Annotated in this window: 9 protein-coding genes and 1 pseudogene; 6 read left to right on the forward strand and 4 right to left on the reverse strand. The window is 61.5% G+C overall.

Annotated elements, in window-relative coordinates; genetic code table 11:
• Positions 1 to 45: 45 nt before the first annotated feature.
• On the reverse strand, positions 46 to 1,866 hold the full coding sequence (gene aspS / locus RDN59_RS05595) for an aspartate--tRNA ligase (protein ID WP_308606983.1): 1,821 nt from the start codon (positions 1,864 to 1,866) through the stop codon (positions 46 to 48).
• Positions 1,867 to 2,099: 233 nt separating this feature from the next.
• Between aspS and RDN59_RS05600 the strand changes: the two genes are divergently transcribed.
• The 6 genes and pseudogenes from RDN59_RS05600 (at position 2,100) to RDN59_RS05625 (ending at position 8,518) form a co-directional block, all read left to right on the forward strand.
• Complete coding sequence (locus tag RDN59_RS05600) at positions 2,100 to 2,993, forward strand: neutral zinc metallopeptidase (protein ID WP_308606984.1); 894 nt, start codon at positions 2,100 to 2,102, stop codon at positions 2,991 to 2,993.
• Positions 2,994 to 3,329: 336 nt separating this feature from the next.
• A complete protein-coding gene (locus RDN59_RS05605) occupies positions 3,330 to 4,919 on the forward strand; it encodes an anion permease (protein ID WP_308606993.1) in 1,590 nt (529 codons plus the stop codon).
• 137 nt (positions 4,920 to 5,056) lie between these two features.
• Positions 5,057 to 5,779 carry a CBS domain-containing protein gene (locus RDN59_RS05610; RefSeq protein ID WP_308606985.1) on the forward strand — a complete coding sequence of 241 codons (723 nt, stop codon included), beginning with the start codon at positions 5,057 to 5,059 and terminating at the stop codon, positions 5,777 to 5,779.
• Positions 5,780 to 5,824: 45 nt separating this feature from the next.
• Positions 5,825 to 6,265, forward strand: a pseudogene (locus tag RDN59_RS05615) (LLM class flavin-dependent oxidoreductase); the annotation flags it as partial.
• A 93-nt stretch (positions 6,266 to 6,358) separates the two neighbouring features.
• The gene (locus RDN59_RS05620; protein WP_308606986.1) at positions 6,359 to 7,036 is read left to right on the forward strand and encodes an FMN reductase; all 678 of its coding nucleotides are present in this window, start codon (positions 6,359 to 6,361) and stop codon (positions 7,034 to 7,036) included.
• A gap of 72 nt (positions 7,037 to 7,108) precedes the next feature.
• Positions 7,109 to 8,518, forward strand: coding sequence for an L-serine ammonia-lyase (locus tag RDN59_RS05625; RefSeq protein WP_308606987.1), 1,410 nt, complete (start codon positions 7,109 to 7,111; stop codon positions 8,516 to 8,518).
• Here the strand turns inward: RDN59_RS05625 and hisS are convergent.
• The 3 genes from hisS to tpx are packed head-to-tail and all read right to left on the reverse strand — an operon-like array spanning position 8,515 to position 10,939.
• Complete coding sequence (gene hisS / locus RDN59_RS05630; protein ID WP_308606988.1) at positions 8,515 to 9,792, reverse strand: histidine--tRNA ligase; 1,278 nt, start codon at positions 9,790 to 9,792, stop codon at positions 8,515 to 8,517. The two genes, RDN59_RS05625 and hisS, sit on opposite strands and share 4 nt — an antisense overlap.
• Positions 9,793 to 9,797: 5 nt before the next feature.
• Positions 9,798 to 10,442 carry an MBL fold metallo-hydrolase gene (locus tag RDN59_RS05635; RefSeq protein WP_308606989.1) on the reverse strand — a complete coding sequence of 215 codons (645 nt, stop codon included), beginning with the start codon at positions 10,440 to 10,442 and terminating at the stop codon, positions 9,798 to 9,800.
• Positions 10,442 to 10,939 carry a thiol peroxidase gene (gene tpx, locus RDN59_RS05640; RefSeq protein ID WP_308606990.1) on the reverse strand — a complete coding sequence of 166 codons (498 nt, stop codon included), beginning with the start codon at positions 10,937 to 10,939 and terminating at the stop codon, positions 10,442 to 10,444. Before tpx ends, RDN59_RS05635 begins: the two co-directional genes overlap by 1 nt.
• Between the last annotated feature and the right edge of the window lie 165 nt (positions 10,940 to 11,104).

The raw sequence follows: 11,104 nt of genomic DNA on the forward strand, positions 1-11,104 counted from the left end.
GCTTCCACATATCGTAGGCCCAACTACATTACCGAGTTGAGCGACCTAGGACTCCTTCCCAACCTTGTCGCCCTGAGCGGCCTTGGCTGCCTTCTCCGGCTTAAAATCCACGCCGGTCTCCCTGCGCTGCTCGGCAGGGATGGTGCCCGGAGCATCGGTCAACGGGTCCACGCCGCCACCGGACTTCGGGAAAGCGATGACGTCACGAATGGAGTCGAAACCGCCCAGCAGGGAGACAATGCGGTCCCAACCGAACGCGATGCCACCGTGCGGCGGGGCGCCAAACTGGAAAGCGTCGAGGAGGAAGCCGAACTTCTCCTGTGCTTCTTCCTCACCGATGCCCATAACGTCGAAGACGCGCTTCTGCACGTCCTGGTCGTGGATACGGATAGATCCGCCGCCGATCTCGTTGCCGTTGCAGACGATGTCGTAGGCGTAGGCCAGCGCCTCACCCGGGTTCTCGTCGAAGTTGTCCAGATACTCCGGCTTCGGCGAGGTAAAGGCGTGGTGCACTGCCGTCCACTTGGAGTGGCCCAGAGCCACGTCACCGGAGGCGGTGGCGTCAGCGGCAGGCTCGAACAGTGGTGCGTCCACAACCCAGGTGAAGGCCCAGTCGCCGTCCTTGATGAGATCCAGCTTCTTTGCAATCTCACCGCGTGCTGCACCCAGAAGAGCGCGGGAAGACTTGGTGTCACCGGCGGCGAAGAAGATGGCGTCACCCGGCTTGGCACCGACGTGCTCGGCAATGCCCTCGCGTTCGGCATCAGTAATGTTCTTGGCCACCGGGCCGCCCAAGGTGCCGTCCTCAGCGATGGTGATGTAAGCCAGGCCCTTCGCACCGCGCTGCTTCGCCCATTCCTGCCACGCATCGAACTGACGGCGCGACTGGGATGCTCCGCCTTCCATGACGACGGCACCAACGTACTCGTTCTGGAACACGCGGAAAGTAGTGTCCTTGAAGAACTCGGTGCACTCGACGATCTTAATATCGAAGCGCAGGTCCGGCTTATCGGATCCGTAGTACTTCATTGCGTCGGCATAGGTCATGCGCGGAATGGGCGTCTTGATCTCGTAGCCGATGAGCTTCCACAGGGCGGAGATAATTTCTTCCGCAAGCGCGATCACATCGTCCTGATCAACGAAGGACATCTCGACGTCGAGCTGCGTGAACTCCGGCTGACGGTCCGCGCGGAAGTCCTCATCGCGGTAGCAGCGAGCGATCTGGTAGTAACGCTCCATGCCGGCCACCATGAGCAGCTGCTTAAACAGCTGCGGGGACTGTGGGAGTGCGTACCAGCTGCCCGGCTTGAGGCGGGCGGGCACGAGGAAGTCACGAGCGCCCTCCGGGGTGGAGCGGGTCAGGGTCGGGGTTTCAATTTCAGTGAAATCATGGCTATCCAGAACCTGGCGAGCGGCGCGGTTAGCTGCCGAGCGCAGGCGCAGAGCCTCATGCTGGCGCTCCCGACGCAGATCGAGGTATCGGTACTTCAGACGGGTCTCCTCGCCGACCTCACCGGAGGAAGAAGGATCATCGATCTGGAACGGCAGCGCTGCAGACTTGTTGAGCACTTCCAGATCCGTAACGTTGACCTCGATCTCACCGGAGGCCAGGTTCGCGTTAGCAGAACCCTCCGGACGAGGCTCCACCACGCCGGTGACCTTAACGCAGTATTCGGAGCGCAGATCATGGGCGCGCTCAGCAACCTCGGATTCACGGAAAACCACCTGGGCAACGCCGGAGCGATCACGCAGGTCAATGAAGATAACACCGCCATGGTCGCGACGGCGCGCCACCCAACCCGTCAGGGTGACGGTCTCCCCCGCCATCTCTTTGCGCAGTTCGCCTGCCAAATGTGTACGCAGCACTCTCGTTCAATCCCTTCTCATTGTTGACGCTCGCACCCACACACGCCACGCGTAGACAGCACGCGCCGAGGGATGCAAGAACTTGAACGGCCCAAGTCTACCGCCCGCACCGGACTTGCTCAGCTCTGGGGTAAACACCGAGCACCGCCGAACGTTGAGCGCTGGTACCCCCGCCTGACGCAGCTCCCCTCATCACACGCACATCACCGCCTGCATATGGCAGAATCTGGACCATGACTTTCAAATCTGGTGCCAACTTTGACGGCAAGCGAGCAAGCTCCGGCGGCGGTGGCCGCGGCGGCATGATCGCTACCGGCGGAGGTATTGGCTCCCTCCTCCTCATTGGCCTCTACCTCTTACTCGGCGGCGATCCCGGCGCCATCACCGAAAGCAGCCCTCAGACCGACCAAACCCAGGTGGGTCCGGAGGAAAGCGGGGAGGATGCCTTCGCACACTGCCAAACTGCCGAAGACGGCAATAAGTACGACGATTGCCGCGTCATGTTCGCCGCCCAGTCCGTCGACAAGGTCTGGGCCCAGCAGCTGCCGGCTCAGGCAGGCATCGAGTACGTCGAGCCGGGCCGCGTCATCTTCAACAACACCACCATGTCCGGCTGTGGCCAAGCCTCCGGCGCCACGGGCCCGTTCTACTGCCCGGCCGATGAGTCCGCTTATTTTGACACCGCATTCTTCGATCAGCTCCGCAACTTCGGTGGGGATAATGCACCTCTGGCACAGATGTATATCGTCGCCCACGAATTTGGCCACCACATTCAGAAGCTAGAGGGCACGCTCAGCTTGTCCAATTACAACGAACCCGGTGAGGACTCCAACGCGGTGAAGATTGAGTTGCAGGCGGATTGCTATGCCGGACTGTGGGCGCACTACGCCGACAAGGGCGAGGACGCTTTGCTCGAAACGATCACCGAACAGCAGGTAACCGACGCCGTCAACACTGCCCGCGCCGTGGGCGATGACAACATCCAGCGCCGCTCTGGCGGCGAGGTACGCCCCGATACCTGGACGCACGGCTCCTCCGAGGACCGGGCACAGTCCTTCCTCGCCGGGTATAATTCCGGCAAGATGGAGCAGTGCGATACTTTGGGTCGAGGCGTCTACCAGTCCTAATAGGCTCGATGAGCATTGCGGTGCGACCAACAAGCGGTCGCTCCACCCCCGAATATGCTTCATTCAATGAAGTTTAAATTCAAATCCACACCCTGTTTACCTGCAGTCCATCTTGATGCTTTACGATGGCTTGGTTCCCGCCGGACCGTGGTGGGACCCGCTCTGTCTTTGAAAACATTAAAGAACTGTGCGTGATGCCATCTCTGCACTGCCGCAGGCACAACACACCACTCGTCGTGTCATTGGGATTCCCGTGCCTGCACCCGCTCGCACCGCCTCATCGCGCAGCGTTCTCTTCGTGAAAGGAACGACGTTTTGAGCACCGCCACGCCGACGATGCCTGATCTCGAAACGATGAATGGTAAGAACAAGGACTGGATTTGGCACTTGTTCTTCGGCGTCATCACCGCTGTTACCCTTGTCCTCTTCATCATTTGGGGCAACGGAGAGGTTGCAGAGGGCGCTAACAAGATCGTCCTTGTTACCGCGATCATCTTTGCCCTTTTCATGGCCTTCAACATCGGCGGCAATGACGTCGCCAACTCTTTCGGCACCTCCGTGGGTGCGGGAACCCTCTCTATGAAGCAGGCCCTCGCTGTTGCGGCGGTCTTTGAGGTATCCGGCGCGATCCTCGCCGGCGGCGAGGTGACCGACACCGTGCGCTCCGGCATTGTGGACCTTAACGCCATTGACGGGCTTGACCCGATGGAGTTCGTCTACATCATGATGTCCTCGCTGCTCGGCGCGGCCATCTGGCTGCTGGTGGCCACCCGCATGGGCTGGCCTGTGTCCACGACCCACTCCATCGTCGGCGGTATCGTCGGCGCTGCCCTCACCGTTGGTTTCATCACCGGCAAGGGCGGAATGGATATGGTGCAGTGGGGCGGCATCGGCACCATCGCAGTCTCCTGGGTGCTTTCGCCAGTCCTTGGTGGTATTGCCGCCTACCTTCTCTTCAAGTGGATTAAGACATCCATCCTCGTCTACAACGACGCAGCAGACGAGCGTCTGCGCGACATCAAGGTTCGCCGCGCTGAGCTGCGCAAGGAGCACAAGACCCGCTTCGAGCGCATGAACGAGCTGCAGCAGATTTCCTACACCAATGCCATGGCCCGTGATGCCGCCCTCACCGCGGAAGATGATTACGACCCAGAGGCCCTCGAGTCCGACTACTACCGAGATTTGCACAACCTCAACAAGGATCTCGAGGACGTTAACGCGCACCGCGCACTGGAGAACTGGGTCCCGCTGCTGGCAGCATTGGGCGCTGTCATCATCTCCGCGATGATGCTCTTCAAGGGCCTCAAGAATACCGGCGTTGACTTCTCCACCCTGGAGAACCTCCTGGTCATGGGCATGGTCGGCGCAGTGGTCTGGATGGCAGTCTTCATCTTCGCCCGCTCCCTGAAGAAGAAGTCCCTGTCCCGCTCGACCTTCCTCCTTTTCTCGTGGATGCAGGTCTTCACCGCTTCTGCCTTCGCGTTCTCGCACGGCTCCAATGACATCGCTAACGCCATCGGCCCCTTCGCCGCCGTCTTCGATGTCCTAAAGACCAACCAGATTTCTGACGAAGTCACCGTTCCGCTGCCGGTCATGGTAGCTATGGGCATTGCCCTCATTTCCGGCCTCTGGTTCATCGGCCGCTTCGTTATCCAGACCGTCGGTTCCGGCCTGACCCAGATGCACCCCTCCTCCGGTTTCGCCGCCGAGCTGGCTGCCGCTGCCGTTGTCATGGCAGCGTCTCTCCTGGGCCTCCCGGTTTCCTCGACGCACATCCTCATCGGTGCTGTCCTTGGCGTTGGTATCGTCAACCGCGCTGCTAACTGGAACCTAATGAAGCCCATCGCCCTCGCATGGGTCATCACCCTCCCAGCCGCCGCTGCCATCGCTGCCCTGACGGTCTCCATCCTGCGCGTCGTGTTCTAGTCTCAACACAGCACACGCACAGGGCGTCGCGCCCAGCCGCCGCGAGTCTCCCGCCACCTTGGGATACTCGCGGCGTCTTTGTTTTCTCTGCCCTCCAGCAACCACCGGGTTTCAGAGCCCCCGTACACTGGGGCTCCATGAGCGATAACTCCCTGGCCAGATTCTTTTCCGCCTTCAACGACATTGAGCAGTTTCTCCGCCAGGCCGTCGGGGCCAAGAACTCCGATTCCTTCTGGTGGATTGTCGACCGCGCACACGACAAACATCTGCTAAGCAAGCGACAGGCAGAGCAGCTCAAGGACTTTGGTAATCTACGCAACGCCATCGCCCACGGCCGCTATTTCAACGGCGAACCCATCGCTACCCCGCACCCACAGGTGCTGGCGCAGCTCGAAAACCTCCAACGGCTTCTTACTGATCCGCCCACAGCGCAGTCCTTACTCGCCGACCGTGAGGTCACCACCCTTGGCCCCGATACCCCGATCATGGACGCCCTCCGGCTCATTAATAGGACCGGTTATTCGCAGATCCCGATTTATGATTCCGGCGCTTACCGAGCCCTCCTCACGACCAATGTCATCGCCCGCTGGGTCGCAGCAGACTTGGGAGACGATGGCGTGATCAACGCGGCGTCGATTAGCGCCGTTCTAGAGTTTGCAGAGAAGAAGGACAGGGCCGAGTTCCTCCCCCGCACCGCCAGTGCGCAAGAGGTCATCGATGCCCTCACCGAACCCGCGGCGGACGGCACGCATCCTAGTGCTGTTCTCCTTACCGAGCACGGCAAGCCTTCGCAGCGCCCGCTCGCTATCGCAACGCCAGCGGATCTCGCTGTCTTGGTCGACGCCCTTGAGTGGGAATAATTACCCGACTGCACTTTGTTGACATGTCACAGAGAGGAGTATGGCATGCAATTTGGAGTCTTTAGCATCGGTGACGTCACGCAAGATCCCACCACCGGTCGCACCCCCACCGAGGCTGAGCGCATCCGCGCTATGACAGAGATCGCCCTCAAGGCAGAGGAGGTGGGCCTCGATGTCTTCGCCACCGGCGAGCACCACAACCCACCCTTCGTCCCGTCCGCACCCACCACTCATCTGGCCTACATCGCAGCACAGACGAAGAACCTGCAACTCTCCACTGCCACCACGCTAATCACCACCAACGACCCCGTCCGGCTTGCAGAGGACTACGCTTTTCTCCAGCACCTGGCTGACGGGCGCATCGATCTCATGCTGGGCCGCGGTAACACCGGTCCGGTTTACCCGTGGTTTGGAAAGGATATCCGCGAAGGTATCCCTCTGGCGGTGGAGAACTACCACCTGTTGCGCCGCCGCTTTGAGGAACGCCGCCCGGATCATGTACCTTCTGCCCCACCCACCCATGCCACGCTCGGCACTTATGCCCCGCACGCGCTGGTCAACCCCGGAGAGGAGAAATAGTTGCGCTCGCTCGTACTCGTTACGGCTGGACTGTCATCGCCCTCCTCGACGCGTGCGCTTGCCGACGCCCTCTCGGCCGCCACCTCCGCCCACGTCACCGCGCGGGGCGAAGGCACCGACATCACCGTCGTGGAGCTCCGGGACCTCGCGAGCGAGCTAGCTGAAGCAATGACGAACTGGGTTTCGCCCACGCCCCGTCTTAACGCGGCGCAGTCCGCGGTGCTGGATGCCGACGGCCTCATCGCGGTCAGTCCCGTGTTCCAGGGCAGTTACTCGGGCCTGTTCAAGATGTTCTTCGACACCTTGGAGCCGCATTCCTTGGAGGGGCTTCCTACCCTCATCGCGGCCACGGGCGGCTCCAGCCGTCACGCCCTAGTGTTGGATTATGCCCTGCGCCCACTACTCAATTACCTGCATGCCACAGTGGTCCCCACCGGGATCTTCCAGGCCACAGAAGACTTTGGCACCGCTGAGGGCGCGCGCAATGAAAAGCGCATCGAGCGCGCCGCTGGGGAGTTGGCGGACCTCATGGTGCGCCCGCTCGACCGCGTAGCTGGCCTTGCCGGCTCTCTCGGCGAACCACAGAACACGCACCAGGGTTCTACCGGGAAGGCACCAGATTCGGGCTCAGGGGGCTTCCGCGAACTCCTGTCCCGCCACGACGGCCAACCGGGCTAAACAACTACTGGGGGCGCTCGGTACTATCGTAAGGCGTAACTTATCTAACGCTTCTAAGGAGGTTTAGCCCCCATGACAATTAGCGTGACCGACATCTTCTCGATCGGTATCGGTCCCTCCTCCTCCCACACCGTGGGCCCTATGCGTGCTGCTAAGGCCTTCCTCGAGACCCTTGAGCAACACCCGGCAAAAGTCCACATCGAACTGCGTGGCTCCTTGTCCGCTACCGGCCGTGGACACGCTACGGACCGGGCCGTCATTCTAGGCCTCGCCGGTTGGGATCCGCTCTCCGTTCCGCTCGATGCTGAGCCACGCGCAGATGCCTTCATCCCCACCGAGGGCAGCATCAGCGGCCCGGCAGGAGAGGTGGAATACAGCATCGAATTCAACAACGAGCCGGTGCCCGAGCACCCGAACTGCCTCATTTTCACTGCCTGGGACGAAGACGGCTCCATCCTCGCCGAGAACGCGGAGTATTTCTCCGTCGGTGGCGGATTTATCCTGTCCCGCAAGGAGTTTGATGCCCAGCTGCAGACGGAAAGCGGTGTCCCCGCTGGCGTCGCAGCAGCCACCGCCGAGGACGTTGTCCCCTATGAGTTCCAGTCGGGCGAGCACCTGCTTCACCTCTGCGCTGCCAATGACATGGCGATTTGGGAGATCGTTGCGGCGAACGAGGCTGTGCTTCACCGCGCCGAGGGCGGTCTCGATTACGTCTACCAGCACCTTGACCTCGTCTGGGACATTATGCGCGAATGCGTAACGGAGGGAATTTCCACCAAGGGAATCTTGCCTGGTGGCCTCCGCGTCAACCGCCGTGCGCCGCAGATGTACCAACAGTTGTTGGCCAAGCAGGACGACGAGTCCTGTGGCTTTTCCGCAATGGAGTGGGTAAACCTCTACGCGCTCGCCGTCAACGAGCAGAATGCCGCCGGCGGCCGCGTCATCACGGCGCCGACGAATGGCGCCTGTGGCATCATCCCGGCAGTGCTCCATTATGCCCGCGACTTCATGGCGGACTTTACGCGCGCCGATGCCCGCCGCTACCTGCTGACCGCGGGTGCCGTTGGCATCATCATTAAGTCCAATGCCTCCATTTCTGGCGCCGAGGTGGGCTGCCAGGGTGAGGTAGGCTCCGCCTCCTCTATGGCGGCGGCCGGCATGGCCGAACTGCTTGGGGCGACTCCGGAGCAGGTAGAGAATGCTGCCGAGATCGCGCTTGAGCACAACCTCGGCTTGACCTGCGACCCAGTCGGGGGCCTCGTGCAGATTCCCTGCATCGAGCGCAACGCCATCGGTGCCGTCAAGTCCATCAACGCCGCACGCCTAGCCCGCATGGGCGAGGGAACGCACCACGTTACCCTCGATAACGCGGTGCGCACGATGGCCGACACGGGGCGCGACATGCTCTCCAAGTACAAGGAGACCTCGCTCGGTGGTCTAGCGAAGACGATGGGCTTCACCGTCTCCCAGGTGGAGTGCTAAACCAGCTGACGAAGCTGCTTGACGACGTCCCCCACGGGGACGTCGTGCTGCTCGTGCGCGCGCAGATCCTTGAGCGCCACGGTGCCGGCCTCTAGCTCCTGGTCGCCGAGGACGAGGGCGAAGCGCGCGTTAGCGCGGTCAGCGCCCTTCATTGCGCCCTTGAGGCCGCGGTCACCGAAAGACATATCAGCAGAAATGCCGGCCTTGCGCAGGTCATTAATGATGCTGACCATCTTCTGCTTCGCCGCCGCACCCAAGGCCACGCCGTAGACGGCCACACGCTCGTCGACGTCATCGAGCTCGACGCCCTCGGCCTCGAGGGCCAGAATGGTGCGGTCCACGCCGAGGCCATAGCCGATGCCGGACAACTCCTGTCCGCCGAGCTGGGCCATGAGGCCGTCATAGCGGCCGCCGCCACCGATGCCAGACTGCGCGCCTAGACCATCGTGGACAAATTCGAAACAGGTCTTCGTGTAATAGTCGAGGCCGCGAACCATGCGCGGGTTGATGGTGTAGGGCACGCCCATGTCATCGAGCAGGCCGGTGACCGTCTCGAAATGCTCGCGGCACTCGGCGTTGAGGTGGTCGAGCATCAGGGGGGCGTCGACAAGCTGCTCCTGCACTTCTGTGCGCTTGTCATCGAGCACACGCAGGGGATTGAGCTCGGCGCGGGCCTTGGTTTCCTCATCCAAATCGAGCTTGAACAGGAACTCCTGCAGTTTCTCACGATAAGCGGGGCGACACTCATGGTCTCCCAAGCTCGTGAGCTCAAGGCGGAACTCGCTTAGCCCCAAGCTGCGATAGGAGCGATCCGCCAGCGCAATAATTTCAGCATCCAGCGCCGGATCGTCTACTCCGATGGCCTCGACGCCGACCTGCTGCAGCTGGCGATAGCGGCCAGCCTGCGGGCGCTCGTAGCGGAAGAAAGGACCATAGTAGTTCAGCTTGACCGGCAGTTGGCCGCGGTCGAGGTTGTGTTCAATGACCGCGCGCATGACACCAGCGGTGCCTTCCGGGCGCAGTGTCACGGAACGATCGCCACGATCGGCAAAGGTGTACATTTCCTTGGACACGACATCCGTGGACTCCCCCACTCCGCGGGCGAACAACGAGGTGTCCTCGAAGATTGGGAGTTCGATGTGTTGGAAGCCGGACAGGTGTGCCTGGTGCACGAAGGTCTCGCGCACCTTGGCAAAGATGGCCGATTGCGGCGGGACGTAGTCCGGCACACCTTTGGGCGCGGACAGGGCTTTGAACTGCTTCTTATCACTCACGCCCTTTAGAGTACATCCCCCGCTGCGCGCAGAAACGGATTAGTCGCACGTTCACGGCGCATCGTCGTGGTCGGGCCATGTCCCGGCAAGATAGCAAGGGAGTCATCGAGGCCCCACACCGGGCCGCGCAAGGAACGCTGCATCGCGGCGTGGTCGGAGTGCGGCAAGTCGGTGCGCCCGATGGAGCCCTTGAACAGCACGTCGCCCGTCAGGGCAACCCCCTCGGCCACGAGAATGACGCATCCGGGCGAGTGCCCTGGCGCATGGAGCAGCTTGAGCTCAAGGCCAACCAGATTCAACGTTTCTCCGCCGACCAAGTCGCGGCGGTCCGCCACCTGTTTCATAGAGGCGGCAGCAAAGAGCATCTGCGATTCGGGAGACACACCGGAGCCATCCACGAGCATGAACGCGTCATCCGGGTGGATGTAGACCGGTAGCTCGAACTCGGCGGCATCTCGTGTGTGGTCAATGTGACCGTGGGTGAGCACGACGGCCTCAAACTCCAAGGACTTCTCACGCGCGAGCTGCTCAAGCTTCTCGCGCGTGTGCATCCCTGGGTCCACGATGAACGCCCGGGATCCGTTAGCCACCACATAAGTGTTGGTTTTATAGGGCCCGGCGGCGAAACCGTAGATTTCGGGAGCACTCATTACTTGAGGGCTGCCAAAGCTGCGTCGTAGTCCGGCTCAGTCGTGACTTCCGGAACCAGCTCGGTGTAGGTCACCTTGTGGTTCTCGTCGGTGACGATGACGGCGCGGGCGAACAGGCCCTTGAGCGGGGATCCCTCCAGCACGAGGCCCAGCTTATCCGCGAAATCAGAGCGGAAGTCAGAGGCGCTGACGACATTCTCAATGCCCTCGGCCGCACAGAAACGCTCCTGCGCGAACGGCAGGTCACGGGAGACGGAAAGAACAACAGTGTTCTCCAGTCCAGCCGCCTCCTCGTTGAACTTGCGCAGCTGCGCCGCGCACACACCAGTGTCTACGGAAGGGAAGCATGAAACGACTAGGCGCTTGCCAGCGAAGTCTGCCTTGGTCAGCTCTGCCAGATCGGTACCGACAAGGGTGAAGTCCGGCAGGGCCTCTCCTTCCTTGGGCAGCTCGGCGTTGGTTTCGACGGGTTCATTCTGAAAATTCGTTGTAGCCATGGCACCCAAGCGTACTGACGCGCGGGGCGTCGCGCCACGGTGTAGGACGGTGCGGTTAAGATAGGTGAGTCGAAAGTTGTGAACCACCACAGTGGAGGAAACGTAGGTGTCTACTAACAGCCAGCGCTTGGATGATGCGCTCAACCAGCTCGATCGCGAGCTGAA

The organism is uncultured Corynebacterium sp. (assembly GCF_902489365.1).
Classification (GTDB): domain Bacteria; phylum Actinomycetota; class Actinomycetes; order Mycobacteriales; family Mycobacteriaceae; genus Corynebacterium.

Bases quoted from the DNA above. Each gene is read 5' to 3' on its own strand.
- tpx (WP_308606990.1), bottom strand. From the start codon at position 10,939: ATGGCTACAACGAATTTTCAGAATGAACCCGTCGAAACCAACGCCGAG.
- RDN59_RS05625 (WP_308606987.1), top strand. From the start codon at position 7,109: ATGACAATTAGCGTGACCGACATCTTCTCGATCGGTATCGGTCCCTCC.
- RDN59_RS05635 (WP_308606989.1), bottom strand. From the start codon at position 10,442: ATGAGTGCTCCCGAAATCTACGGTTTCGCCGCCGGGCCCTATAAAACC.
- RDN59_RS05600 (WP_308606984.1), top strand. From the start codon at position 2,100: ATGACTTTCAAATCTGGTGCCAACTTTGACGGCAAGCGAGCAAGCTCC.
- RDN59_RS05605 (WP_308606993.1), top strand. From the start codon at position 3,330: ATGCCTGATCTCGAAACGATGAATGGTAAGAACAAGGACTGGATTTGG.
- RDN59_RS05610 (WP_308606985.1), top strand. From the start codon at position 5,057: ATGAGCGATAACTCCCTGGCCAGATTCTTTTCCGCCTTCAACGACATT.